This is a genomic window from Leptospira dzoumogneensis, from assembly GCF_004770895.1.
Taxonomy (GTDB): Bacteria; Spirochaetota; Leptospiria; order Leptospirales; family Leptospiraceae; genus Leptospira_B; species Leptospira_B dzoumogneensis.
Genome location: NZ_RQHS01000005.1, coordinates 529377 through 553816, shown reverse-complemented (window position 1 = coordinate 553816; position 24440 = coordinate 529377). Strand labels below are relative to the sequence as shown.

31 protein-coding genes are annotated in these 24440 nt (G+C 41.0%); 8 read left to right on the top strand and 23 right to left on the bottom strand.

The window, feature by feature from the left end:
- The first annotated feature begins 39 nt into the window (after positions 1-39).
- From EHR06_RS04030 to EHR06_RS04020, 3 genes are all read left to right on the top strand, one after another.
- On the top strand, positions 40-1311 hold the full coding sequence (locus EHR06_RS04030; protein WP_244288483.1) for an LA_0442/LA_0875 N-terminal domain-containing protein: 1272 nt from the start codon (positions 40-42) through the stop codon (positions 1309-1311).
- Positions 1312-1389: 78 nt separating this feature from the next.
- On the top strand, positions 1390-2655 hold the full coding sequence (locus EHR06_RS04025) for an LA_0442/LA_0875 N-terminal domain-containing protein (RefSeq protein WP_135755805.1): 1266 nt from the start codon (positions 1390-1392) through the stop codon (positions 2653-2655).
- A 201-nt stretch (positions 2656-2856) separates the two neighbouring features.
- Positions 2857-4095, top strand: a complete 1239-nt coding sequence (locus EHR06_RS04020; RefSeq protein WP_135755804.1) for a hypothetical protein — start codon at positions 2857-2859, stop codon at positions 4093-4095.
- A 3-nt stretch (positions 4096-4098) separates the two neighbouring features.
- On the opposite strand, the gene EHR06_RS04015 is transcribed toward EHR06_RS04020, so the two are convergent.
- Positions 4099-4761, bottom strand: a complete 663-nt coding sequence (locus EHR06_RS04015; RefSeq protein ID WP_135755803.1) for a TetR/AcrR family transcriptional regulator — start codon at positions 4759-4761, stop codon at positions 4099-4101.
- Positions 4762-4909: 148 nt separating this feature from the next.
- On the opposite strand from EHR06_RS04015, the gene EHR06_RS04010 reads away from it, so the two are divergent.
- Genes EHR06_RS04010 through EHR06_RS04000 form a run of 3 tightly spaced genes read left to right on the top strand, consistent with a single transcriptional unit; the run spans position 4910 to position 7715 of the window.
- On the top strand, positions 4910-6376 hold the full coding sequence (locus EHR06_RS04010) for an aspartate aminotransferase family protein (RefSeq protein ID WP_135755802.1): 1467 nt from the start codon (positions 4910-4912) through the stop codon (positions 6374-6376).
- 29 nt (positions 6377-6405) lie between these two features.
- Positions 6406-7062 carry a class II aldolase/adducin family protein gene (locus EHR06_RS04005; RefSeq protein WP_135755801.1) on the top strand — a complete coding sequence of 219 codons (657 nt, stop codon included), beginning with the start codon at positions 6406-6408 and terminating at the stop codon, positions 7060-7062.
- The gene (locus tag EHR06_RS04000) at positions 7059-7715 is read left to right on the top strand and encodes a class II aldolase/adducin family protein (protein ID WP_135755800.1); all 657 of its coding nucleotides are present in this window, start codon (positions 7059-7061) and stop codon (positions 7713-7715) included. The genes EHR06_RS04005 and EHR06_RS04000 overlap by 4 nt, the downstream gene beginning before the upstream one ends.
- 232 nt (positions 7716-7947) lie before the next feature.
- On the opposite strand, the gene EHR06_RS03995 is transcribed toward EHR06_RS04000, so the two are convergent.
- Positions 7948-8448, bottom strand: coding sequence for an LIC10604 family protein (locus EHR06_RS03995; protein WP_135755799.1), 501 nt, complete (start codon positions 8446-8448; stop codon positions 7948-7950).
- A gap of 188 nt (positions 8449-8636) precedes the next feature.
- On the opposite strand from EHR06_RS03995, the gene EHR06_RS03985 reads away from it, so the two are divergent.
- Both EHR06_RS03985 and EHR06_RS03980 read left to right on the top strand, forming a co-directional pair.
- Positions 8637-10709 (top strand): glycoside hydrolase family 5 protein, encoded by a 2073-nt coding sequence (locus tag EHR06_RS03985; protein WP_244288482.1) that lies wholly within the window; start codon positions 8637-8639, stop codon positions 10707-10709.
- Positions 10710-10910: 201 nt separating this feature from the next.
- Positions 10911-12896, top strand: coding sequence for a PP2C family protein-serine/threonine phosphatase (locus EHR06_RS03980; protein WP_135755798.1), 1986 nt, complete (start codon positions 10911-10913; stop codon positions 12894-12896).
- A gap of 20 nt (positions 12897-12916) precedes the next feature.
- Here the strand turns inward: EHR06_RS03980 and EHR06_RS03975 are convergent, their stop codons facing one another.
- The 21 genes from EHR06_RS03975 to rpsQ form a co-directional block, all read right to left on the bottom strand.
- Positions 12917-14527 (bottom strand): hypothetical protein, encoded by a 1611-nt coding sequence (locus EHR06_RS03975; RefSeq protein ID WP_135755797.1) that lies wholly within the window; start codon positions 14525-14527, stop codon positions 12917-12919.
- A 130-nt stretch (positions 14528-14657) separates the two neighbouring features.
- Entirely contained in the window at positions 14658-15242 is a 585-nt protein-coding gene (gene rplQ / locus EHR06_RS03970) for a 50S ribosomal protein L17 (protein ID WP_135755796.1), read from the bottom strand.
- 1 nt (position 15243) lies between these two features.
- The gene (locus EHR06_RS03965) at positions 15244-16221 is read right to left on the bottom strand and encodes a DNA-directed RNA polymerase subunit alpha (RefSeq protein ID WP_008593478.1); all 978 of its coding nucleotides are present in this window, start codon (positions 16219-16221) and stop codon (positions 15244-15246) included.
- 22 nt (positions 16222-16243) lie between these two features.
- Entirely contained in the window at positions 16244-16867 is a 624-nt protein-coding gene (gene rpsD, locus EHR06_RS03960; RefSeq protein ID WP_100710932.1) for a 30S ribosomal protein S4, read from the bottom strand.
- Between the two features lie 12 nt (positions 16868-16879).
- The gene (rpsK, locus tag EHR06_RS03955; protein WP_008595617.1) at positions 16880-17287 is read right to left on the bottom strand and encodes a 30S ribosomal protein S11; all 408 of its coding nucleotides are present in this window, start codon (positions 17285-17287) and stop codon (positions 16880-16882) included.
- 2 nt (positions 17288-17289) lie between these two features.
- Positions 17290-17667 (bottom strand): 30S ribosomal protein S13, encoded by a 378-nt coding sequence (rpsM, locus tag EHR06_RS03950; protein WP_100769642.1) that lies wholly within the window; start codon positions 17665-17667, stop codon positions 17290-17292.
- A gap of 2 nt (positions 17668-17669) precedes the next feature.
- The gene (gene rpmJ, locus EHR06_RS03945) at positions 17670-17783 is read right to left on the bottom strand and encodes a 50S ribosomal protein L36 (RefSeq protein WP_008594142.1); all 114 of its coding nucleotides are present in this window, start codon (positions 17781-17783) and stop codon (positions 17670-17672) included.
- Positions 17784-17792: 9 nt separating this feature from the next.
- Positions 17793-18011, bottom strand: a complete 219-nt coding sequence (gene infA / locus EHR06_RS03940) for a translation initiation factor IF-1 (protein ID WP_008595303.1) — start codon at positions 18009-18011, stop codon at positions 17793-17795.
- Position 18012: 1 nt separating this feature from the next.
- A complete protein-coding gene (locus tag EHR06_RS03935) occupies positions 18013-18576 on the bottom strand; it encodes an adenylate kinase (RefSeq protein ID WP_135755795.1) in 564 nt (187 codons plus the stop codon).
- 4 nt (positions 18577-18580) lie between these two features.
- Positions 18581-19963, bottom strand: coding sequence for a preprotein translocase subunit SecY (secY, locus tag EHR06_RS03930; RefSeq protein ID WP_086448211.1), 1383 nt, complete (start codon positions 19961-19963; stop codon positions 18581-18583).
- Positions 19964-20084: 121 nt separating this feature from the next.
- A complete protein-coding gene (rplO, locus tag EHR06_RS03925; RefSeq protein WP_135755794.1) occupies positions 20085-20609 on the bottom strand; it encodes a 50S ribosomal protein L15 in 525 nt (174 codons plus the stop codon).
- Positions 20610-20622: 13 nt separating this feature from the next.
- Positions 20623-20802, bottom strand: a complete 180-nt coding sequence (gene rpmD / locus EHR06_RS03920) for a 50S ribosomal protein L30 (RefSeq protein ID WP_008594182.1) — start codon at positions 20800-20802, stop codon at positions 20623-20625.
- Between the two features lie 5 nt (positions 20803-20807).
- On the bottom strand, positions 20808-21323 hold the full coding sequence (gene rpsE / locus EHR06_RS03915) for a 30S ribosomal protein S5 (RefSeq protein WP_020770439.1): 516 nt from the start codon (positions 21321-21323) through the stop codon (positions 20808-20810).
- Positions 21324-21325: 2 nt separating this feature from the next.
- A complete protein-coding gene (gene rplR, locus EHR06_RS03910; RefSeq protein WP_135755793.1) occupies positions 21326-21688 on the bottom strand; it encodes a 50S ribosomal protein L18 in 363 nt (120 codons plus the stop codon).
- A 4-nt stretch (positions 21689-21692) separates the two neighbouring features.
- Positions 21693-22232 carry a 50S ribosomal protein L6 gene (rplF, locus tag EHR06_RS03905; protein WP_020770319.1) on the bottom strand — a complete coding sequence of 180 codons (540 nt, stop codon included), beginning with the start codon at positions 22230-22232 and terminating at the stop codon, positions 21693-21695.
- A 25-nt stretch (positions 22233-22257) separates the two neighbouring features.
- Positions 22258-22656, bottom strand: coding sequence for a 30S ribosomal protein S8 (gene rpsH, locus EHR06_RS03900; RefSeq protein WP_008594088.1), 399 nt, complete (start codon positions 22654-22656; stop codon positions 22258-22260).
- A 13-nt stretch (positions 22657-22669) separates the two neighbouring features.
- Entirely contained in the window at positions 22670-22855 is a 186-nt protein-coding gene (locus EHR06_RS03895) for a type Z 30S ribosomal protein S14 (RefSeq protein ID WP_010513640.1), read from the bottom strand.
- 13 nt (positions 22856-22868) lie between these two features.
- Positions 22869-23420, bottom strand: coding sequence for a 50S ribosomal protein L5 (gene rplE / locus EHR06_RS03890; protein WP_008594895.1), 552 nt, complete (start codon positions 23418-23420; stop codon positions 22869-22871).
- A 3-nt stretch (positions 23421-23423) separates the two neighbouring features.
- Positions 23424-23777 carry a 50S ribosomal protein L24 gene (gene rplX, locus EHR06_RS03885; RefSeq protein ID WP_135755792.1) on the bottom strand — a complete coding sequence of 118 codons (354 nt, stop codon included), beginning with the start codon at positions 23775-23777 and terminating at the stop codon, positions 23424-23426.
- Entirely contained in the window at positions 23777-24169 is a 393-nt protein-coding gene (gene rplN / locus EHR06_RS03880) for a 50S ribosomal protein L14 (protein ID WP_008596038.1), read from the bottom strand. Before rplN ends, rplX begins: the two co-directional genes overlap by 1 nt.
- Before the next feature lies 1 nt (position 24170).
- The gene (rpsQ, locus tag EHR06_RS03875) at positions 24171-24440 is read right to left on the bottom strand and encodes a 30S ribosomal protein S17 (RefSeq protein WP_100710925.1); all 270 of its coding nucleotides are present in this window, start codon (positions 24438-24440) and stop codon (positions 24171-24173) included.

The following is a 24440-nucleotide window of genomic DNA, read 5'->3' as shown; positions in this document are numbered from 1 at the left end:
GCCCACGTTATGGGAAGTTCCAACATAAGAATCTGCTTATTGATCCTTTTATTATCTTCCCCTATAGTCGAACTATTTGCCGAACTACAGACGATCTATATGAGGAACGGACAGATCCTGCGCGGAGAAGTCATTCAGCAAACCGCGACCTCAATGCAGATCAAAATGGAAGATGGAAAGATCAAACAACTCAATAAGAAAGAGATCCAAAGAGTCAGTTATAAAGAACCTACTATCCAAGAAAAAAAAGAATCCGAGGAAAAATTAAAACAACAAACTGCAGTTATAGAAGAGCCTCCCCCTGCTCCAGAACCGAGTAAAAAGTCCGAACCTGAATTAGACAAAGCTGCCAGTCCTTACTCTATTGACCAAGCCAAAAGAAAAGATATAGAATTGTTCTTTGGAGCAGGCCTTGGTACGTATCGCCCTCCTACTGAATCCTTTTTAAATGAAGCCTCAGTGAAAGCAAATGCTCTGACTGGACAAATCCCTCCGGACCACGATACCCCCAGTTATAAAAGAGGATTAGCATATAGTATGGGTGCTATATACTATTGGAAAAAGTTTGCATTCGGTCTGAGCGGAAATCATTTCAGCGGACAAACTTCCGAAAGGTTAAAGGTCTATTCTAATAACGCAAATCTACAGGAGATCGCCGGAACATTTCCGGAAAAACAAAGCTCCTTAAAGGCAGATATCTCATTTCTTGCTTACACGAATCACAGGATCGATCTAAGGCCTAGTTTCGGTTATTCTCAGTTTTGGGGAAAGACAGACGATAATAATACGATCTCAACCAACTATAGCGGAAATGAACTGACTTCTTTTTTCAAATATCATTATTACTTTTTGGAAAAGTTAAAAGGACCGTCTATCGGATTAAAAACAACGATCAGACAAGGGGAACGGTGGGAACATAGGGTAGAACTACATTATCTAGTTCTTTCCGGGGCCCAATACGGTAACGGTAGTTTGACAATGCTCAACACTCCGAATTTTTTCGATTACGGAATAATTCAAGATAGTATACAATGGGATGCGAAAGGATTCAATTTTTCTTATAAACTACTCTATAAATGGACGCCTACTCTTTCCTTTTGGGTTGGGATCCAGGCATTCGAATGGAAATATTCATTAAAATCATTTGATCAATCTTTCAATGGTTTAGCCAATATAGGCAATCCTAGCCCGGTGGAAGAATTGGTATTAATAAACCTTCTGTTAACTTCTACGGCAAAAATGACACCGGCCACAAGCAAGGCTTCGTCCTTAGAATTCGGAGTAATGAAAAGATTCGAATTCTCTCAATGATTGAAATTTATTTACGAGCTATAATCAATAGCATTAAATTATTGCCTCCAACCTTTTAAGATACAGAATACGCCGTAGATGAAATTGTATTTTTTTCGGTTCCTTCTACCATTCGCCTTATTGATCCCTGCTGTTTCTTTGTTTGCGGAAATGAAAACCATTTATCTCAAAAATGGTCAAGTCATCCGCGCGGAAATATTACAACAGACAGCCACCAATATGACGATCAAAACTACGGAAGGAAAAACGATACAATTAAACAAGTCCGAGATTAATACGGTTACCTTCAATGAACCTGTCAAGATCCCTCAGGATGAGAAAAAACCGATTCAGGCAGAACAAACTCCGACTCCTCAAATTGCGGAAGTCCCAAAGCCTATCGTAAATTTCCATATAGATCAGCTAAAGCGAAATGATCTAGAGGTCTACTTCGGATTAGGAGCAGGAAGATATTCTCCTGAAACCCAAGAATTACCTGTGCTGATCCAAAACAAAGTTGGATTACTCTCCGGAACTCTTCCTACCATAATCGATAAACCTACACATTCTCCCGAATTATCTCAAACGTATGGAGCTATTTACACTTGGAGAAGATGGTCAGGAGGAATTACAGGATCTCATTTAGGGAACAGAAGCACATACGACAGCCATTCCTATGGAAGTGGTATGATCCATAGCACTGGAAGTTTTCCGGAAAGACAAAGTTCTTTGAAAAGCGAATTCTCCTTTCTTGCATTTACGAACGAAAGATTCGATCTAAGGCCTACAATCGGATACCAATACTTCTGGGGACAATCTCAAGATACAAATTTATCCACATCCTATTATATAGACAGCGGTTTATATCTATATTCGCAAGGTGTAATGAAGTTTAACGAAACACTAAAAGGATATACGATCGGATTAAAGGCAACGATCCGAATGGGAGAAAGATGGGAAAATAGATTAGAATATCATAATCTAACTCTATCCGGAAACCAGGATGGAAGTATAGTGTCTGCGTTTGTTCCAGCGAATTTATCTCAGGTAGCATTTTACAGACAAGGCCAGAATCTATCTTGGAATGCGAACGGTTTCCACCTTCTGTATCGATTAGTTTATAGAGTGACTCCCACTATCTCGGTTTACGCAGGATTTCAGTTTTATGAATGGAAATATAATCTAAACTCGGATTTCCAATATCTTTATTCATCCAAGGACGGGTTGATTGGGGTGGATTTAAGCAATCCGAATGCTTATCTTGTACAACAAAAGTTAATGGAAACAATAGGTAAAACGATCAATTTAGAAAGTAGATCCGCGATCTTAGAGTTCGGATTGATGAAGAGGTTTGAGTTTTTGTAATCTAATTGCGAAAGAACTACCCTCTATAGAACTCTAGCTTAAATAATAGTTGTCCTAAATAATTCTTAAAAGCAAATTCCCAGTATGAATGATTATAAACGTCTATTATTGACCGCATTCATATTATTTCTATTTCCCTTTTCATATAACGCGGAGAAAACGATTTATCTAAAGGGAGGAATCGTAGTTGCCGGAGAAGTTTTGGAAGAAACAGAAGAATATATTAAGATCAAAACTGCAAATGGTATCGTTGGCAAATTAGAAAAAAAGTTCATTGAAAATATTTCCGACTTAGAACAAAAGGTTGCGAAAAAAAATCCTCAAATCTCAAATTCTACTGAAGATCAGGATAAAAACGGAAACTCTCAGGAAAACTCTTCAGTTGATGTTCAAATGTTTGGGACAAATATTCAAGACATATCTGAAACAAATGAAATTATCGAAAAGTCCTCTAAGCCACAAAATGAAAAAGTCAATCTACTAAAGCATAAATTCGAGGTCAGCCTTGGAATCGGATACGGATCATTTCAATCCACCCGGGATCTGACAGCCTTCAAACTTAGAGACATGGGAGAAGTAGGATTATACGGGGAAGAAAATAATATTTACGTAAATGGAAATAGGAATAATAAACCGGGACTAGCAGCGTCGTACGAATTGAATTACTATTGGAAGAAAATATCTTCGTCATTATCCGGCTCCATGTTTACAGGAGAAGCCCGAGATTTTAATCAATATATTTTAAATGCTAATTTAAATTTGAATACGGCGGCAAAGCACCCTTTCGTTAATAGTCAGACATTTATAAAAGGAGATATAAGTTACCTAATTTATTCGGATGACATGTTCCAAATTCGCCCATCATTGGGGTATCTGCAAACTTGGGCCAAAAGCCCGGAACATAGTTCTGTTATGAATCCAATATACTCATTTTCTTTTTATATAAATGGCCTCCAAAAAAATAATATGTTCGAGTCTATGAAAGGCCCCCTTATTGGAATAAAACTTTCGATAAAAGCTAGTCATGGTATCGAAAATCGATTCGAATTTTATTCCGCATTACTCTCTGGAGAAAGACACCATAATGCAAGTTTATTCTACCAAGAAGTATCAGGCCCACCGGGCGAGCCCGCTAAAGCTTCCATATTTTCAGAAAATACATTTTGGAAAGCTACTGCAAGATATATAAGCTATAAGCTAATATTCCATTTGCAAGATGTTTCTATTTGGGCAGGTTTTCAATCCTTGTATTGGAAATATAATTTAGAATCAATAAGTTTAGATAGAAGTTCAACAGAACTTATTGATCCAGTACAATCAGCTGTATCACAGATTTTCCTCAAAACATTAGGTCCTCCTTATGTTGGAAGCTCTAGATCCGAATCTATAGAAATCGGTTTAATGAAATGTTTTGATGTGCAGGAGAATAAAGTTAATTGAGTCCTACTTCTTCTCCAACGCCCTGCGAATAAAAGACATTATACCTTTTACGACCTTCTCGTCGTTATCAAAATCTTTTCCAAGATAAACTTTCATTCTTTCACGATAATACTCGGTCGCGTAAGAAAATTGGAGTATCATAAAAAGATTATCGATGCAGAAAGCAAAAACTTTCTCATCTATATCTTTGCCGACAGATCCGGACTTTTTCGCTTCCGCCAATAAGGAAGTATAAACTTTAGCGGAAACACTTTCCATATCGGAAGAGAGTCCTCGGATCAATTCAGAATTTCCTTCTGCAGTGATCTCATTGTATAAACGAATGATATCCCTATTTTCTCTGGAATGTTTTTGGATAATTCTTAGTATTCTTTCAATTTTACCGAAAAGATCACTGTCTTCGCTTAAGACTTCTTCGAGAGTTTTTTCTAATTGATGGATCCCGTAACCTACTGCGGTAAGAAAAAAATCTTCCTTTGTATCAAAGTATTTGTATAAGGAACCGACGCTGATGCCGGCCTTCTTCGCTATAATATTAGTGTTCGCGTTATTGAAACCTCGGTTTGCAAATTCCGCGATCGCAACTGAAAGTATCCTGGTCCTTTTTTCTTCCGGGATCTTATCAAAAGTATCTCTATTGTATTTTGAAGAGGTAAATTCGGCCACAGTACTTCCTATATTTACTACCTAAGCGGTTCCTAAGCTCCGGAATACGGAAAATTTTTCCGGAAGAATCTTTTCTGTATTTTCTAGTTGACAGTGAGTGAGTATTCACTCACTGTCAACCTATATTCCGTAAAAAAAGGAAAAAGATATGTCTACCGGCTTCGCAATTTCTCAATACCCAGACGTAAAAGGGGTTTATAAACAACTTCATGACCTGATTCGCCAGCCAATTCGCTCCATTAAGAAGAATGAGATGGAGAAGTACCTTCAGGAATATTTTGAGAAGAAGTGCTCTAAATCGAAGACTATGATCGCAGAAGCTTCCGAATACATTCCTGGCGGAGTGCAGCATAACTTAGCATTCAATTATCCCTTCCCTCTTGTTTTCACCAAGGCTTCCGGGGCGCATTTATTCGACCTGGATGGGAACAAATACATAGATTTCCTGCAAGCTGGAGGTCCTACAGTTTTAGGAAGTAACCCTCTTAGTATTCGTAAGAAGGTTGTTAAACTTCTGGAAACCACAGGACCGGTGACCGGTTTATTCCATGAGTATGAGTTAAGACTTGCGGAGAAGATCGTGGAACATATGCCTTCGGTGCAAATGTTCCGTATGTTAGGATCCGGAACAGAAGCTTGTATGGCTTCTATCCGTGTCGCAAGACTTGCTACCAAAAAGAAAAATATAGTAAAGATGGGTGGAGCATATCATGGTTGGAGTGATCAGCTTGCATATGGACTTCGCCTACCTGGCACCCGACATTTTGAGTCTCACGGAATTCCTAAACATGTTTTTAAATACACTCAAGAATTCTATCCGAACGATCTGAACGCATTAGAAAGAACTTTAAAAAGAAATCGTTGGAGAGGCGGTACCGCTGCAGTTATACTGGAACCGATCGGACCGGAAAGTGGAACTCGCCCTATCGATATGGACTTCAATAAAGGAGTCAGAGAACTTTGCGACAAGTACGGAGCATTACTGATTTTTGATGAAGTTGTTACTGCATTCCGTATAGGCCTAAGCGGTGCACAAGGTTATTACGGTGTTACTCCGGATCTAACCGTATTCGGTAAAGTTGTTGCCGGTGGTTATCCTTCTGCCGGTGGTTTGGGCGGAAAGAAGGAATACATGAAGTATCTTTCTGCAGGACTTCAAACAGGTGTGAAAAAGGCCCTGATCGGCGGGACCATGGCTGCAAACCCTCTTAGTTCTGCAGCAGGTTATTATACTCTTCTTGAGATCGAAAAACAAAAGGCCTGCGAAAAAGCAGGAAGAGCGGGAGATAGGATCACTGCAGGTTTACAAAAATTAATTAAGAAGTATAATCTACCTTTCGTGGCGTTCAACCAAGGATCTATCTGCCACTTGGAAACAGTTGGAACCATGCTTTTAGAGATCGATATCAAAAAATTCTGGAAGATCAAGTCCACAATCCACGAAGCCCATACTCGCAAAAAAGCGATGGAAGAAATGGGCGCAGCTTACATGGCAGAAGGTATCGTTACTCTTGCAGGAAGCCGCTTATATACAAGCGCTGCAGACACTGACGCAGTGATCGATGACGCTTTAAAAAGATTCGAAAGAGTTTTCCAAAAAGTCGAAGGTGTATAACCTTTTAGTCCGCCGAATAGGAGAAGAACATGGAAATAGATAAGGCAAAAAAAACCGTTCGAGATGCCGGTATCCGACTTTTGAAGTCCGGTTTGATCGCAAGAACTTGGGGAAATATCAGCCAACGTATCGATGAAAATTATTTTGCGATCACTCCTACCGGCAGGACATATGATGATCTAACTCCGGAAGAGATTGTACAAGTAAATATCGAAGACCTTACTCATATCGGAAAGATCAAACCTTCTTATGAAAAAGGGCTTCATTCTGCGGCTTATAAACTTCGTCCGAATATAGGTGCAGTAATTCACACCCACCAATTGCAAGCGGCAGTGGTTGCGGCTGCAAGGAAAGATGTTCCGGTTCTAAATCCTCAGATGAAAAAGATCATCGGAGGGCCGGTGCTTTGCACGGACTATTCTTTACCTGGAACCAAAAAGCTGATCAAAATGGCTATCCATGCATTGGATAAATCAGGAAGTAAAGCGGTTCTTTTAGCAAACCATGGAACTCTATGCGTTGGAAAAGATATGGAAGATGCTTTTCAAGTCGCACTTGAATTGGAAAGAGTATGCCAACTATTCATTGAAAAAGAATTCTTAAAAGTTTCAGGCTATAAAAAAGGAGATAGAGATTCTATCCGCTCTTGGTATCTCAAAAACTACGGACTGGTAAAATCAGCATGAAAGCTCCAGATAGCCCGATGGATCTTCAGAAATTCCTTCCTCAGTTAGTGAAGGAAGGAATTTTAGCGAAGAACGGATGTGCAAGTGTTAAGATTGGAAAAAGTATTTGGATCACTCCTAAAAAAGCGGATCTAAATACGATCGGCAAAAAAGCTAAGACTGCTCTTTTGGAAATTCCTTTGGAAGAAAATCAAATCTTTCCGAAAGACATTCCTGACGAAGCAATACAACATCTTTCCCTCTATTTAGCGAGACCTGAGTTTACCGTTATTTTTCATTCTACTCAAGAGAATGTAATGACCTGCTCCATGGCAGGAGAAACAGTTCGTCCTTATTTGGATGACATGGCCCAGATTGTAGGACCTAACGCAAAGGTTGTGCCTAACGCGTCCGACGAAAAAGGTCTAAAAAAGATCGTCTCCGCCATAGGAAGAAGGAACGCAGTATATCTTCAGAACGCGGGTGCATTATGCGCTCACAAAAGTTTGGACGATGCTCATGCAGTCTGTATGGTTTTGGAAAAAGCAAGTAAGGCATTCGTAGAATCTAGGATCCTAGGCGGCGGAAAACCAGTCCCTTGGTTGGAAGCAGAAGCTATCCGATTTGTTTATCAAAGGAAATATTCTAAACAAGCTGAGAAGAACAGGGGATAGAAGTTTTTTTGTTCTAAGTTGGATCTTCTGTAGATCTGGATTTGATTTAGGGTGGCCCCACCCTCTTTGGGTGGGGGCCGGTGGGTGGTACCCGAAATCTCACACTCCCATCCCTTATCACAAAATCTGATCTTCCACAAGCAGAATTTGCCACCCCTCACCTTGTTGGAATTCCAACAAAATCAAAGAAGAATTTCTATTTACAGCCTTCTCTCATTTAGATAGCCGCTTCTCACTTTCCCGGTGCTTCCAACTTCTTACTAAGATCTTCCAAAAAAGTTTTCATAGTCGCGTCATGACCGAATACAAACTTAGAAAGAACTCTAAACAGAGGATTCGTCACAAAACCTTTCTCTGTAATTTTTAGTTTAGTAATCGGGCCATTCTGATTAATTTCGAATTCCCAACCTCCACCAAAAGGAAGGTCCTCATTTAGTATCTTAGTTCTTAGATAATTAGGGGAATGCTCTTCTATAATCCCGAAACGAATATTATTTCCGTGAGAATCCGACTCTATCCAGATCGTATCGGATTCAATATTCACAGATTTTAGGCCACTTCTCCAATTCTTATATTCACTAACATCACGTATGATCTTATATATATTTTCAGGAGAAGAAGGAAGATCTTTTTCCACACTTGCAATATGATCTTTCGGAAGTAAATATCCGGAAAGCACAATTAAAACCATAAAACCGACTAAGCTAAACAGAATGATCCAAACAATTTTCATCGAACTCTCCTTTCAAATCGACTAAGTGAAATATAAGTATTCATAAACTTTCTTAATTATAAAACAATTTCAAAAAACTTAATTTGAGTATAGTTATTTAGTAAGATCAAAAATATAGAAAGTCCATAAATTTTCACTTTATTAAATAAGACTTGGATCTCCGAACGAGATAACTATCTTGCTCGCCCATGAAGAGAATACAAAAATATATAATCGCCCTTGGTGTTATCTGCATTTTCGCCTGCAGCCCGGAAAAAAATAGTTCTCCTGAATTAATAGGCCTGCTTGGAAACGGATCCAATCTAAATTCTAAATCCGAATATTCCATTTCGGGATCTAATCCGAACATTCCTGCCCCTCATAGCCTGGATTATACAAATAACGAATTAGAACGCAAGATCTTAGTTGGAGATAAAACCTATAATGGGGTCACTGATAAAATTTTCTTAGATGGTTTAGGAAGAGAAGTATCCTTCCGAGGGTTCAATATCTCCGGAAATGTAAAACTTGTTCAACACGGTTTCAAACCTTTTGCAAACGATTCAGATGCGGAAACCGCATTTAGCAGATTAGGAAAGACCACCGGCTCCAATATGATCCGATTCACAATTGCTTGGGAAGGAACTCATCCTTCTGTGAACACGATCAATTATACTTATTTGGATGCTGTTATTTCTCAGATGAGAAAGGCGATCTCCAAAAAGATGTATATTCTACTCGATTACCACCAAGATCTTTATTCAAGACATCTATTTAATAAGAATTCCTGGCATACCGGGAATGGCGCTCCTTCATGGATTATCTCCGGAAGTTCTTATCCATCCGAATATTGCGGGATCATCTGCGCTAATTGGAGCCAGAATAATCTCACAAACGAAGCTGTTCGAAGAGGTTTTCGCAATTTCTGGAATAATGCGTCTATTTCCACATCTTCCGGGACCAGATATGTTCAGACGGAATATCTCTGGCAGATCGGAAAGACTGCAGCCTATATTAAAGAAAAGTTAAGTTCAGAAGAATTCGACTATATCGTAGGATTGGACCCATTCAATGAACCTGTAGATGGTGGAATGGAAGGATTAAGTCCCGCACAATGGGATAACCAAAAACTTTGGCCTTTTTATAGAAAGGTGAGAGAGGCTCTGACCCAAAACGGATGGCAAAATAAGCTAGTATTTGCGGAGCCTTTGGTCTTCTGGAACACAAACGTAGGAGTTGTAGCCCCTGCAACCGGAGGAGGACATCTAACTACGCTGCCTGGAGAAGGATTCGCATTCAATTCCCACTTTTATGACGCGGGAAGAATGGGAACAGATCTGACAGGAATAGACAACGCCACGTATTTCAAATATCTGGACGAGATCCGAAAAGAAGCCAGGTATTTGAATATTCCATCTTTCTTAAGTGAATTCGGAATGTGGCTAAAAGGTGTGGGAGCAAAAGATACACCTAGAATGATCAACGCGGTCTACCAAGCCATGGAAATTTCAGATAAGGCTCAGACTGCCAAAACAAGATTCGCAGACTTCTACAACCCGATCGTATCCGGGACCCAATGGCATTGGGATTATTATTATGACAAACATAATGAATATATGAACGGTAATAGTTCAAAACTTATCACTACCAAGGATGCTTGGAATAACGAAGACTTCTCGGTGATCGGAAATTATGGAACGACCTTCAATATGGACTATCATGTGACACAAAGGGCTTATGTGAGAAGGATCCAAGGAAGAGCCGTAAGCTCACATTATAACGCGATCGGATACGATACTTGGAATAATGTATTTGCCTGGGCTGCGATCAAGACAGTACAGAATGGAACAAAATACTTCGGAGACAAAAGATTTATCCTAGTAATTTGGAAAGGTAGAAGTTCGGATGCTCCTACGGAAATCTATCTACCTCCTCATTTTAATAAAAATGATACCGTTTTAATCACTGAAAAACGTATCTACAATAAGCAAATTCCGGGAACTCTATTACAGGAATCGAATGAAGCAATCTTAACGGACGATAGAAATCGAGAAAGTGGCTCCGGAAACCTTGCATTGGTTTGGGACGATCTTGATCCGGAAGAAGATCTGAATGAGAGTATACATTATGCACTATTGGTGGACGGATTAGGCGCAACGTTTGATATCCAAACATTGCAAACTCTGCAAGCGGGACTAAATATTCGGATACTAAACGAAAAGAAGAGTCCAATTTACTTAACCGGCAAAATGACTTATGGCGGTTATCCGGCCGAACAATAGGAGAAAGTTTTAAATTGCGAGATTCTTTTTAAAGGAGCCACTTACTTTTCTCTTATTTTTTTCCGTCTTAAGTATTTGGAGGCGAGATTATATTTTTACAACTATCCTACATTCTATAAAAAATTTGTAGCTGATACGTTCAAAAATATATTCACTAATCCAAATACTATATAGGCGATTTCCGAAAGAGGCCGATTAGGGATGGAAGAAAAAAAGGAACTCATCACGGAGAGAATTATAGCCTCCGGACCGCTGACGATCAATCGGATCCGATTCGGTTTAGCAGGACTATTCTTGCTCTCCCTCGCTGCCGCCTGGACCCAGAGCTCAGCAGTTCAAAATGCAGCGTATCTGATCGGAACAGGCTCCATGCTTGGTTATGCTTACTATAACCATTACTGTAATAAGAAATATGGAAAGATCCCGTCTATGGTCGGTAAAGTTTCCGTGCTCGCTGACATCACTATCTTATCCGTAGTCATGTTTGTAGCCTCCTGGACGGACAGGAACATGGCATCCGGAGTGATCCGCCAGATCATTCTATACGCGATCAATATGATCTTCATCGTGTATTCAGTATTACTATTATCTCCAACTGTTGCAAAACTTTCAGGAATATTCAGCGTAGTCGGACAAGGGCTCGTGATCTTAAACACTATCTTCAGAGGAGTAGAATTCACCGAAGATGAACTCAAAGTTATTTCCCCAGGATATGCATCCATTTCGGAACAATCCTTAAAGTTAGTATTTTTAGCAGTAGTATCTTATATTACCCGAAGTGTGATCCTGATCTTCCGCAGGATCGGCGCGGTGGAAGAAGAATACGCAAACACTTTAGAGCAAAAAGTAGACGAGAGAACCACGGAAGTCACCAAAAGAATGGAGGAGATCCAAGCTCTCAAGGTCCAGCAAGACGGGGATTATTATCTTACTTCTCTCTTGAGTAAACCACTCATGACGAACTGGAATACTTCCCAAGATGTGAGTACCATCTTCTATATAGAACAAAAGAAGAAATTCACATTCAAGAACAGGGAATCCGAACTGGGTGGAGATATTTGTATCAGCGGGAATCTACTGTTCGGATCTGAAAAGGAAAAATGGACCTTCTTCTTAAATGGGGATGCGATGGGAAAATCCCTGCAGGGTGCAGGAGGAGCGATCGTACTAGGAACTGCTGTAAATAATATACTATCCCGTTCTGCAAGTCACGGAAAAACGATCGATATCAACCCGGAAGCTTGGATGCTACAAACTCACAGAGAGTTGGATGAAATATTCAGAACATTCGACGGGACAATGATGGCTTCCGCAATCTTTGGATTGATACATGATAAAACCGGAAAAATATTCATACTGAACGCAGAACATCCTTGGCCCGTATTATTCAGAGATGATAGATCTTCTTTCTTAGCTCCCGAACTTTCCTCATGGAAATTAGGATCCCCATTCGGAGCAAATATTAAAATTCATGAGTCTTATCTGCAACCTGGAGACGTTCTATTTTTAGGTTCGGACGGAAGAGACGATATAAATATCAGTTCAGACGGGATCAATTGGAAGATGAACGAGGATGAGAACTTATTCGTTCGTATCGTAGAAGATTCGAAAGGTGATCTGGACACGATCGCAGGAAAACTACACGGAGTAGGAGCGATTGCTGATGATCTTTCTCTTATCCGCATCGGTTACAAAGAACTAATAGATCCGGAACATCCTAAATATAACGATGCGGTAGCAAAGTACAACCAAGCGAAACAACATATAGCGAACAAAGAAGTACCAATAGCTCTCGAACTTCTAGAATTATCCTGGAACTTAGCTCCAAACTTTAAAGAATCAGCAAGACTGATCGGACAAATCTATTACGACAAAAAAGAATTCACTAAAGCATCCAAATGGTTAGAACGTTATTTGAATTTGGACCAAGAATCCCATAATATCTGGTTCTTATTGTCCTTATGTTATAAACATATGAAAGAATTCCAACGTGCAGCAGACGCAGCGGAGAAGGTCCGGCAAACCCAACCTCATCGTCTAGCGAACCTGATCAATCTTTCGGATAATTATAGACTTTTGAATAAATTCAAAGACGCACGATCGGTATTGGAAAAAGCAAAAGAGTTAGATGGAGAAAGTGCACTCGTAGGTAAGTTAGACGAGTTCCTAAAATCGAAGGGATTTTGATAGAATAGCCCTTCCCGATCTTATTTATATTCCTTTGTATATTTTCTATATTCACCGAATTGAAATTTCCAAAACAAATTCCATCGTTCTATAGTAAAAATAGGTCCACGAGTCAATATAAGGATACCGTCATAATATTGTTTCAAGTCCGGGTCCAGAATCCCATTCTCCCCCTTTTTCAGACCTTCTATGTAACCTTCCGGTATTCTTCTCTTTTTGTGTCCTGTCCTTCCTGAGCCGGGAAGCCTTGCCAAAAGTGGATCGCCCAAAGCGAACTGATCCACGATATAATGATCCGGTCCATAAACATAACCGAATCTTCCTATCATTCCTAGTATTACGACAGATTCCTTTACATCGAAAACATTTGTTCGACTTGCCAAATTCGCCAGCCATGAGGATGGATATTTACGGAATGCCAACCCGGTATCCAAGTAATAAAATCCTTTTTCGTCCGTTATATGATATGGCATTCCGGTTTCGAACGAACGAGCCTCCTTATAGTAGGAAATCTGTTTAGGCATCGGAGAAAAAGGGGTTAAAGGAAATAGAATATTATAAATAGCCAATGAACCTAGCAGGAATACGGCTTCTTTTTTATCGAAGGTAAATTCCTTTGCCAACGAAAGGCCGAACAAAAATATAGCAGGAGTAAAAAACCTTCCCACCATAAAATCACCGCCAACCCAGATCAGATATAGAAAAAAAGGTAATAAAGAAGCAAGGCTCAAAAGTGCCGACCTATTGAATCTCTTAAAAAAGAAACCGATCAGGATCACTGTCGGAAAAAATAACAAAGAGATCGGGTCCCAAAATAGCTGACGTTCATAATAATGCCAACCTTGAAGGGCGGTTTCCAAAAATGTATCGGTGATATTCGTCTTTGCATAGTACGTATTCGGCAAAAAAGAACCGTAATAGATCCCTGCAAATAAAAACCAAATGATGATCGGAGAGCCAAAAAGAGCGGATCGTAAAATGGTTTTCCAATCAATCAAACCCTTTGAATATTCTAAAAAGAATAAAACCAGATAGGGAATAAACAAAACGAGTATAAGATCTAATCTGGAAACCAGACCGATAGAAACCCAAAAGGTAAGTGCGGGTAATTTACTTTTTTTCGGCTCTGCAGGGACTTTCCAAAGTATAAAAAAGAAAACCGCTTGGATCAAATGATTCAGGCTGTTCTCCAATCCGGAATAGGTATAATCAATAAATGCTCTAGAGGAAAATAAATAGATTACCGCTATAAAAAAAGAGAATTTAGAGGAAGAGATTTTTTTCAGGAAAAATAAGGAAAGGATCCCGAACAAAAAAGAAAAAACAAATGAAAGCGCTACAATATTCTTCCAGAGAATGTACGGCAGAAGAAGAAGTAAAACAAGGAGAGGATTTGTATAAACTTGGACCCTCTCCGCAACGTTCCAGCGAAGGCCGAAGTCATTCGCAAAATTATCGACCACCCGAAAACTGATAAATGCATCATCGGAAAGCCAGGCATGATGATAAGAAATATAGATAAAAGTGATTATGGATAAGACAAGATCCCAATAGGGGAACGTATCCAATCGGTTTAATAGTTTTTGGAAAACTTCGTTTATCCGACCGGCAATGCTCTTTCCTGACAGCATATTAGATACTTCTAAAAAACTTTACCGAGTGAGCAAGAATACATTTATTCTCTTATAAAAAGAAAAAACCCCGATGCTGTTTCCAACACCGGGGCCCACATATCTCCCATCTCTTCGGGGATTATATATATTATTTTTTCTTCTTAGGAGCGGCTTTTTTAACCGCTTTTTTCGGAGCTGCAGGCTTCTTAGCTGCTTTAGCTTTAGGAGCAGCTTCTTTTTTAGGAGCTTTTTCCTTTTTAGCCGGAGCAGGAGCCGCCGCTTTTTCCTTTTTAGCGTCGGAAATAGCTTCTCTCTTATCTTTGATCTCTTGGATAAGAGAGGAACGATCTTTTCTGTTAGTGAGCTCTAAAATTCCTACTTCGGAATTATCAGAAGCTCTGTTGATCTTTTTCAGGATCCTAGTGTATCCGCCGTTTACAGCCGCATAACGAACTGCGATATCTTCGAAAAGTTTCGTAACGATATTACGATCCTTTACTCTTTTTAGAACTTCACGTTTATTATGAAGTGCAACCGCAGGAGCGATATCAGTCGCAAGATTTCTTTTCGCTCTGGTGATGATCTTCTCAGCGTGAGAACGAACCACTTTCAATTTTGCTTGAGTGGATTCGATTCTCTCGTATTTAAAAAGACTAGTGATCATGTTATTGATCAGAGCGTCTCTATGACCTTTTTCGCGGTTGAGATGTTTTACTTTATTTCTTTTGTTCATATTAGAAATCTCTCATTCCGAACGAAAGTCCCAAACCGGCAAGTTTAGACTTAAGTTCCGCGAGACCTTGCTCGCTATAATGTTTAGATTTGGACATCTCTTCTTCGGATCTTTTTACCAGATCTCCAACGAAGTCGATCTCCAGACTGCGAAGAACGTTTAGGGAACGTACGGAAAGTTCGAGTTCTTCCACATGTTTGGAAAGGGAAGCTTTCAATTTCTCGTCTGCTTCGTCTAACTCGTCTTCTTCTTCCTCTAATTCTTCTTCGAAGTTGATGAATACTGTAAGGTGTTCTTTAAGGATTTTAGCCGCTTGAGCGACTGCATCCTCGGGAGAAATGGATCCGTCTGTCCAAACTTCCAGAGTCAATTTTTCATAATCGGATCTCTGAGCCACACGGGTCTCGGAAATCTCAAAAATTACTTTTTGGACCGGAGAGAAGATAGAGTCGATTGGGATAGTTCCAAGAACTTCTATATCCTTCTTCTTATCTTCTGCAGGAACGTATCCTCTTCCTCTTTGGATTTCCAGATCCAATACAAGGTTCGCGTCTTCATTCAAAGTTGCGATATGTAGATCCGGGTTCATGATCTCGATGGAAGAATCCACAGCCAGATCTCCGGCTCTGAAATATCCTGCACCTTTCAATTCCAAATGGATAACTTTGCTTTGGTCCTTATCCTCAGGCTCGTATTTGATACGAACTTGTTTGAGGTTTAGGATGATACGAGTAACGTCTTCAGCGACTCCTTCGATATAAGAGAACTCATGGTTCACACCTTCGATACGAAGAGCGGAGATAGCCGCACCTTCGATGGAAGACATTAGAGTTCTACGAAGAGAGTTTCCGATTGTGGTCGCAAAACCGCGCTCGAAAGGCTCCGCTACGAATTTTCCGTAGTTCGGAGTATTCGCTTCCGTAGTAAATTCGATCTTTTTGGGACGTTTAAATCCTTTGAGTAAACTTTTTAGAGACACTTAAAAACCCTTCCCAATAAAATTACTTGGAGTACAACTCCACGATCACCTGCTCTTTTACTGGAATGTCGATATGATGACGTTCCGGCAAAGACAGAATTTCTCCTGAGAACTGAATGAAATCAGAAGACACCCAAGAAGGAATATTATTCAGAGATTGAGCCAGTTGGATATTCTGGGTAATAAAACCAGAAGTCCTGAATTTAGGTTTGATCTCGATCTTATCGCCTACTTTCAAACGGAAAGATGGAATATCCACTTTCTCTCCATTTACCAAAATATGGTTGTGAGCGATGAAGTTTCTCGCCTGACGTCTAGTCACTGCGAAACCTAAACGATATACAACGTTATCTAATCTTCTTTCTAAAAGTTGAAGAAGGATTTCACCGGTTACACCGTGAGCGTGAGATGCTTCTTCATAAAGGCTACGGAATTGTTTTTCTAAAAGTCCGTAAGCTCTTTTCAACTTCTGTTTTTCACGAAGCTGAGAACCGTACTCGGAAATTTTCGGTTTCCGTTTAGGTTGCATTCCAGGAGGTCCCTTTTTATGGAACTTATCTCTATTGAAAGTAAAACTGGATTTGAGGTAAAGGTTAACACCTTCTCTCCTCATTAGTTTAACGACAGGTCCTCTATATCTTGCCATATTATTCCTACCTTAAACCCTTCTTCTCTTGCGCGGACGACAACCGTTATGCGGTAAAGGTGTAACGTCTTTGATCATTTTAATGGAAAGTCCTCTAGCAACTAAGGAACGGATCGCAGATTCGCGTCCGATACCCGGGCCGGAAACCAGAACATCCACTTCGGCTAAACCGGTAGAGTCGATTGCTTTCTCGGCAGCATTTCCCGCTGCGATCTGTGCCGCATACGGAGTGGATTTTTTGGATCCACGGAAACCCATAGCACCAGCGGTTGACCAAGACAGAGTGTTTCCTGCCAAGTCAGTGATGGTGATGATGGTATTGTTAAAAGAAGCGGTGATATAGACCTTTCCTCGAGGAACGACCTTTTTCTCCTTCTTCTTAACCTTTTTCTCTTTTTTGCCTTTTTTATCTTCAGCCATGATTACTTAGTCACCTTCTTCTTATTGGCAACGGTCTTCTTAACACCCTTACGAGTACGGGCATTCGTTCTGGTTCTTTGACCACGAACCGGAAGACCTCTTCTATGACGCAGGCCTCTGTAACATCCGATATCCATCAATCTTTTGATATTGAGTTGGTTTTCGGAGCGAAGATCTCCTTCTACCTTGATACTTTCTTCGATCGCTTTTCTGAGAGCAGCTTCTTGAGTGTCAGTTAGATCCTTCACTCTGATTGCCTCATCAACTCCCGCTTTCGCGAGAAGTTTGCGAGAAGTGGATCGGCCGATTCCGTAAATATACGTTAGACCAACAACGATTCTTTTTTCTCTTGGAAGATCGATACCTGCGATACGAGCCATGATTATGCTTGCCTTTGCTTGTGTTTAGGGTTGGTGCAGATCACTCTGATCACACCTTTTCTTCTGATAACTTTGCAGCTAGTGCAGATTTTTTTTACGGAAGTTCTTACTTTCATAACGTGTTCCTATTTTTTGCGGTAGGTAATCCTACCCTTGGTCAAATCGTAAGGAGAAAGTTCCACGGTGACTTTGTCGCCTGGAAGGATCCTGATATAATGCATTCTCATTTTGCCGGAAATATGGGCTAAAACCTTATGACCATTTTCCAGCTCAACGCGGAACATTGCGTTTGGGAGAGGTTCCAAAACGGTTCCGTCCACGGTGATTGCATCTTCTTTCGCCAAGTTAAGCTAACTCCTTCTCGATCAGTTTTGTGACTGTATCCAAGTTCCCCACTCCGTTTACACGGGAGAGATTTCCTTTTGCAGCATAGTAGTCCAATAATGGAAGAGTCTTCTTGTTATAAGTTTCCAAACGACTCTTGATCGTAGTCTCGTTGTCGTCGGAACGACCTTCGATTTCTGCACGTTTTAATAAACGTTCCAGAAGTTCTTGATCGGGAACTTCTAGATTGATCGCTCTTTTGATCTTCAAACCTTCCGTGCTTAGGATCTTATCCAAAGCATCCGCTTGCTCTACGGTTCTTGGAAATCCATCCAATAAAAATCCGTTTTTGCAATCAGGCTCTACAAGACGATCTTTGATAATACCGATAACAACCGAATCCGGAACTAAGTCTCCGGCATCCATGTATTTCTTTGCTTCTAATCCCATTTGGGTTCCGTTTTTAACGGCAGCTCTCAAAATATCTCCTGTAGAGATCTGAGGAATTCCCAAAGTGTCGCAAAGGATCTTTGCTTGGGTACCTTTACCAGCACCCGGAGGGCCCATGAAAATGATAGAATTCATTTTCTTAAGACCTTCCCTTAATTTTAGTTTTTTTCAAGAAACCATCATAGTTTCTCATAAGCAATTGGGACTCTAATTGTTTCAGAGTTTCCAAAGCCACCCCTACCATGATGAGTAGAGAAGTTCCACCGAAAGTGTAAACCAAAGATCCACCACCGGAGTTTGTTCCTAAATTCAAGAAACGAATAATGATATAAGGAGCGAGTGCCAAGCCTGCTAAGAAAACCGCACCAGGAAGAGTAATCCTATTAAGGACCTTCTCGATATATTCCTTAGTATGAGAACCTGGACGAATCCCAGGAATGAATCCATTATACTTACGAAGATTTTCCGCAAGTTCTCCAGGATTGAATTGGATCGCAGTATAAAAATAAGCGAAGAATACGATCAGCGCGATATATACGAAGAAGTAAAACGCAGCGTGATACCAAGTCTGAGAGAATGGGTTCAGATAATCCAATAGAAGTACCCAACCCGCCCAGTTAGGAAGCTCGGATATCTGTTGGATGATCGTTTGAGGAAAAAGTAATAAAGAAGAAGCGAATATGATCGGCATTACGCTCGCGCCATTCACTTTAAAAGGAATGCTTTGAGACTTAGCTTGGACCATTTTTCTTCCCACCATTTGTTTTCCGTACTGTAAAGGAACCTTACGGACACCTTGAGTAAGAAGAACAGTTAACGCGATGAGTAGAATGAATAAAAGAAGAAGGATGATAATATTCAGTCCGTCTACGAAGTTCTCACGGAACAACTGAGCTACGGAAACAGGAAGACGTCCTACGATACCTGCAAAGATCAAAAGAGAAATACCGTTACCGATCCCTCTCTCAGTGATTTGCTCACCTAACCAGATCAAAAGAACTGTTCCGGTGGTGATGGATAATAATGCAATAAAGAAGAACCAAGATTCAACAGAAGAATGGATCAAACCTGGGTGAAGAGCGGGTGCATTGTCCGCTCCATAAGACCAGCGTTGAGCCAAACGGATCACAGCTAAAGACTGAACTCCGCAAAGCAGGATCGTTCCGTATTTAGTGTATTGGCTGATCTTCTTACGACCTTCTTCTCCTTCTTTTTGGAGTTTTTGTAAAGAAGGCACAAGAACCATCACTAACTGCATAATGATGGAAGAAGAGATATAAGGCATGATCCCTAACGCGAAAATGGAGAAGTTCAGAAGAGCTCCTCCCGCGAACATATCGAACATCCCCACAAGACCTTCGGCTGCGTTTGCATCCAAAGCGATTGCGGAAACTACTTTAGGATCAATACCAGGAATAGTAATATGAGTTCCAAGACGGAAGAGTAAGAGCATGCCAAGAGTAAAGAAAACCTTGTTCCTCAACTCTGGAATTTTGAAAATATTTGCAATCGAAGTCAGCATGCGGCTTTGTTCTCTTTCCTTAGTCCTTGGTCATTCCCTTTTCGGGCAAAAGGGACTCAATATGAGTCCCTCTAATAAACATAAAAGAATCGGTCTTCCAAACGGTCGAAAACGACTCGGATTAAGCTTCTTTAGAAGCCAATTCTGAGCGAAGTTTAATGGAACCGCCTGCTTTCTCTATCTTTTCCTTAGCAGAAGCGGAGAATCCGTCCGCCACTATATGCACGGCTTTTGTGATCTCACCGGTTCCCAGAATCTTAAAAAGAGAGCTCTCTTTATCAAGAATCTTCGATTCAACCATAATTTTGGCATCTATGTTGCCGGTCAAACCGCTTTTCTCGATGTCTCTGAGGTTGATTGGGAAGAAATCCTTATGAAAAATAGAAGTAAATCCGCGTTTTGGGAGTCTTCTGTGGATAGGCATCTGCCCACCTTCGAATCCTCTACGAACGGTATTACGAGCATACTGTCCTTTAGAACCACGTCCTCCCGTTTTACCGGTTTTGGAACCGATACCACGACCTAAACGTTTTTTGTTCTTAGTAGAACCTGCTGGAACTGGAATGATGTTCCCTGCCGGCTTGTCTCCTTTTTCAGTGCGCTCTTTTCCGAACGCCAGGGCAGCCTTAATTCTTTCTTTACTCATTTCCCTTACCTAATTACGCCTTTTCGACTCGGACCAGGTGTTGAACGTCATTGATCATTCCTTTCACCTGCGGAGTTAGAGTATGTTTTCTTTGTTGTCCGGTTTTACGGAGTCCCAAAGCAGCCAGAGTTAGCTTCTGGCCTTTTTTAATCCCGATATTACTTTTGATCTGAGTAACGATTACGGTTTCCATGTTTATTATCCTACGTCGTTTCCGAAAAGACGAGCCAGAGTAATCCCTCTTTTACGAGCCGCTAATACCGGAGTCTCCAATTGTTGAAGAGCGTCCAGAGTCGCCTTTACGATGTTTACTGGATTCGAAGAACCCCAAGATTTGCTAAGAATATCTTGGATCCCAACCTTCTCCACTACGGAACGAACGGATCCACCGGCGATAATCCCGGTTCCCGCAGTAGACGGTTTCAGGATCACTCTTGCCGATTTGAATTTTCCGATCACTTCGTGAGGAATGGTATGTCCTCTGAATTGGATTTTCACCAAATTTTTCTTAGCGGACTCGATGGATTTACGGATCGCATCCGGAACCTCGTTCGCTTTACCGAATCCAATCCCTACCTTACCTTTTGCATCTCCAACTACTGTTAGAGCGTTAAAGGAGAAACGACGTCCACCTTTTACAACTTTAGCAACGCGATCGATCTTTACGACCTTCTCGTTAAACTCTTTCTGTTCTTGATCTTGTTCGTACGCCATTATTAGAACTCCAACCCGGCTTCTCTAGCCGCATCCGCGAAAGCCGCGATTCTTCCGTGGTAGATCATTCCGGAACGATCCAGCATAACTACCTTAACACCTTTAGAAGCGGCTCTCTCTCCGATCGCTTTTCCCAAAGCCTTAGCAGCTTCTTTGTCTTTGCGGCTTTTACCTGCAAAGGTAGCTTCTAAAGTAGAAGCAGCTACCAAAGTTGTTCCTTGGCCATCATCTACGATCTGGCAGGAAAGATAACGATTGGATTTATTGAATACCAATCTAGGGCGAGAGCTTGATTGTCTCAGTTTGAATCTGGAACGCTCTGCTCTTCTGCGTTTGGCTGCGATTTTTTTCAGTTTATTAATCATGGCCTTACTTCTTACCGGTTTTTCCGGCCTTTCTCTTGATAAATTCGTCGTTGTACTTGATCCCTTTACCTTTGTAAGGCTCAGGAGGTCTCTTAGAACGGATATCTGCCGCAACTTGTCCGACTAGTTGTTTGTCGATCCCGGAAATTTTGATCTTCACTTGTTCAATGACTTCGATCTTAATTCCTTTAGGGGCCTTGTAAACAACCTCGTGGGAATATCCAAGGTTCATCACCAGATCTTCACCGCGCTTAGCAGCACGATAACCAACCCCTGTGATCTCCAGGTTTTTTTCCCAACCGGCGGTTACACCCTTTACGCTATTCATAAGAAGAGCACGGGTTAATCCGTGAAGAGCTACTACGTTTTGCTCTTCGCTGGATCTTTCTAGTTTCACAGTTCCGCCCTCGTTTTTCAGAGAGATTCCTGCAAAAATAGGAGTTTGTAACTCGCCTAGAGGACCTTTCACTTTAATTACGGTGCTGTCCTGTTTTACTTCCACTTTATCCGGAAGTTTGATTTCTGCTTTTCCAATCCTGGACATAGGTCTTTATAAGTTTCCGTCACTCTTAAGAGAGTTTACAGATAACCTCTCCTCCTACGCGTAATTTCCGAGCTTTTTTGCCGGTCATAACTCCCTTGGAAGTGGAGAGAATCATAGTTCCCATATTGTTTTTATACGGGCGGATCTCTTCGCTTTTCATGTAAACTCTACGACCTGGTTTAGATACACGAACTAACTCGCGGATCACAGGTCTTTTGGTTACATCGTATTTCAAAGCAACTTTGAAATCTTCGAAACTTCCGTTAGTCACCGGCTCATAGCCGTTGATAAATCCTTCTTCTTTTAATAACTCCAGAATAGAACGTTTGATCTTACTTCCTGGAATCACACAACTTTCATGTTTCGCACGACCAGCATTACGAATACGGGTCAGCATATCACCAATTGGATCAGATAAACTCATTATAATGTCCTCCTTACCAAGATGCCTTAACTACTCCCGGGATTTGAGCTTGGCTAGCAAGCTTCCGGAAGCAAATTCTGCACATGTCGAATCTTCTTAGGTAACCGCGAGGGCGTCCGCAAAGTGGGCAACGATTGTGAACCCTTACTTTGAATTTCTTTTTTTTCTTATGTCTTTCGATTAAAGAGGTCTTAGCCATGATTGCGGGCTCCTTATCTCAGGTTCCGGAACGGCATACCGAAAGCAGCGAGAAGGCTATAAGCTTCTGCGTCTACCTTGGTGTTCGTTACGAAGGTCAGGTTCATTCCGTAGAGAGTGTTGATCTTATCCACTTTGATCTCTGGGAAAATGATTTGTTCTTTGATGCTGAAGTTGTAGTTTCCGCGTCCGTCGAAACCTTTCTCGGAAACTCCTTTAAAGTCACGCACCCTTGGAAGAGCCACGTTCACCAAACGATCTAGAAACTCATACATGTAGTTTCCACGTAAGGTAACTGTGGTACCGAGGCTCATACCTTCGCGGAGTTTGAATCCCGCGATGGATTTTTTAGCCTTGGTTTTAACCGGACGTTGTCCAGTGATCAATGCGAGTTCTTCTACTGCCGCTTCCAATGCTTTAGGGTTGGTATGAGCCTCACCCATTCCCACGTTCAGAACGATTTTTTCCAAACGAGGAACTTGCATAATGGACTTGAAGTTATATTGTTTCTGAAGAGCGGGAACGATTTCTTTCCCGTATTTATCTCTTAATCTAGCTGCTGCCATGACTTAGATCTCTTTCCCTTCCGGCTTAGAAACGCGGACTTTTTTACCTTTATTCTCTTGGTAGCCCACACGAACTCCCTTCTTCTTCTTGGAGTCGTAGAACATTACATTGGAGATGTGCATTGGAGCTTCTACTTCAACAACACCACCTTGAGGGTTCTCTTGGGTAGGTCTTAAGAAACGTTTACGTTTGTTCAGTCCTTCTACTACTACACGATCCCTTTTCTTATCGATTACTAGGATCTTGCCTCTTTTTCCTTTCTCTTTTCCAGCGATGACAACTACTTCGTCATCTTTGTGAAGGCGAACGGATTTGAATTTTGTATATTCGGATCCCCGATACGTCAGCTTAGACATTATAGAACCTCCGGCGCTAGGGAGATGATCTTAGCGTATTTTTTATCGCGAAGTTCGCGAGCTACTGGCCCGAAAATACGGGTCCCTTTCGGGTTTCCTTTGTCGTCGATAATTGCGACTGCGTTATCATCGAAACGAATATAAGAACCATCTGGACGACGGATCTCTTTTTTAGTTCTGACGACTACTGCGCGTTGAACGGCCTTGTTATGGACCTTTTTCCCCGTGGAATCTTTTAACCCATAAGCAGGTTGTGCGTCTTTAACGGCGACGATGATCTCGTCTCCTACGGAGGCGTAACGTTTTTTAGAGCCTCCTAAGACTTTAATACACATAACTCTTTTGATTCCGGAGTTATCGGCGACTTGGAGGATGGTTTCCTGTTGGATCATCTTACTTTGCCTTTTCTACGATCTTAAATAGACGGTGACGCTTTTCACGGGATAGAGGTCTGGTTTCAATCGCCAGGATCCTATCTCCTACTTGGCACTCATTTCTTTCGTCATGAACCTTCATTTTAACGGTTCTACGAACGATCTTCTTAAACTTAGGGTGAGTTTTGCGAGCCTCTACAAGCATCACTAGGGTTTTGTCCATAGCAGTGCTCACTACTTTACCTTCGCTAAGAAGTGATTTTTTTATATGCTTCTTTGCAGTTTCCAT

Coding starts and splice junctions, on each gene's coding strand:
- secY (WP_086448211.1), bottom strand. CDS start 19,963: ATGCTGACTTCGATTGCAAATATTTTCAAAATTCCAGAGTTGAGGAAC.
- rpsH (WP_008594088.1), bottom strand. CDS start 22,656: ATGAGTTTATCTGATCCAATTGGTGATATGCTGACCCGTATTCGTAAT.
- EHR06_RS04000 (WP_135755800.1), top strand. CDS start 7,059: ATGAAAGCTCCAGATAGCCCGATGGATCTTCAGAAATTCCTTCCTCAG.
- rpsD (WP_100710932.1), bottom strand. CDS start 16,867: ATGGCAAGATATAGAGGACCTGTCGTTAAACTAATGAGGAGAGAAGGT.
- EHR06_RS04005 (WP_135755801.1), top strand. CDS start 6,406: ATGGAAATAGATAAGGCAAAAAAAACCGTTCGAGATGCCGGTATCCGA.
- rplX (WP_135755792.1), bottom strand. CDS start 23,777: ATGTCTAAGCTGACGTATCGGGGATCCGAATATACAAAATTCAAATCC.
- EHR06_RS04010 (WP_135755802.1), top strand. CDS start 4,910: ATGTCTACCGGCTTCGCAATTTCTCAATACCCAGACGTAAAAGGGGTT.
- rpsM (WP_100769642.1), bottom strand. CDS start 17,667: ATGGCTCGTATCGCAGGTATCGATCTTCCAAGAGAAAAAAGAATCGTT.
- rpsQ (WP_100710925.1), bottom strand. CDS start 24,440: ATGGAAACTGCAAAGAAGCATATAAAAAAATCACTTCTTAGCGAAGGT.
- rpsE (WP_020770439.1), bottom strand. CDS start 21,323: ATGGCGTACGAACAAGATCAAGAACAGAAAGAGTTTAACGAGAAGGTC.
- rpsK (WP_008595617.1), bottom strand. CDS start 17,287: ATGGCTGAAGATAAAAAAGGCAAAAAAGAGAAAAAGGTTAAGAAGAAG.
- EHR06_RS04025 (WP_135755805.1), top strand. CDS start 1,390: ATGAAATTGTATTTTTTTCGGTTCCTTCTACCATTCGCCTTATTGATC.
- rplN (WP_008596038.1), bottom strand. CDS start 24,169: ATGATCCAACAGGAAACCATCCTCCAAGTCGCCGATAACTCCGGAATC.
- rplO (WP_135755794.1), bottom strand. CDS start 20,609: ATGAGTAAAGAAAGAATTAAGGCTGCCCTGGCGTTCGGAAAAGAGCGC.
- EHR06_RS03975 (WP_135755797.1), bottom strand. CDS start 14,527: ATGCTGTCAGGAAAGAGCATTGCCGGTCGGATAAACGAAGTTTTCCAA.
- rpmJ (WP_008594142.1), bottom strand. CDS start 17,783: ATGAAAGTAAGAACTTCCGTAAAAAAAATCTGCACTAGCTGCAAAGTT.
- EHR06_RS03985 (WP_244288482.1), top strand. CDS start 8,637: ATGAAGAGAATACAAAAATATATAATCGCCCTTGGTGTTATCTGCATT.
- rplR (WP_135755793.1), bottom strand. CDS start 21,688: ATGATTAATAAACTGAAAAAAATCGCAGCCAAACGCAGAAGAGCAGAG.
- rplQ (WP_135755796.1), bottom strand. CDS start 15,242: ATGAACAAAAGAAATAAAGTAAAACATCTCAACCGCGAAAAAGGTCAT.
- EHR06_RS03895 (WP_010513640.1), bottom strand. CDS start 22,855: ATGGCTAAGACCTCTTTAATCGAAAGACATAAGAAAAAAAAGAAATTC.
- rpmD (WP_008594182.1), bottom strand. CDS start 20,802: ATGGAAACCGTAATCGTTACTCAGATCAAAAGTAATATCGGGATTAAA.
- rplF (WP_020770319.1), bottom strand. CDS start 22,232: ATGTCCAGGATTGGAAAAGCAGAAATCAAACTTCCGGATAAAGTGGAA.
- EHR06_RS03935 (WP_135755795.1), bottom strand. CDS start 18,576: ATGAATTCTATCATTTTCATGGGCCCTCCGGGTGCTGGTAAAGGTACC.
- rplE (WP_008594895.1), bottom strand. CDS start 23,420: ATGGCAGCAGCTAGATTAAGAGATAAATACGGGAAAGAAATCGTTCCC.
- EHR06_RS03995 (WP_135755799.1), bottom strand. CDS start 8,448: ATGAAAATTGTTTGGATCATTCTGTTTAGCTTAGTCGGTTTTATGGTT.
- EHR06_RS03980 (WP_135755798.1), top strand. CDS start 10,911: ATGGAAGAAAAAAAGGAACTCATCACGGAGAGAATTATAGCCTCCGGA.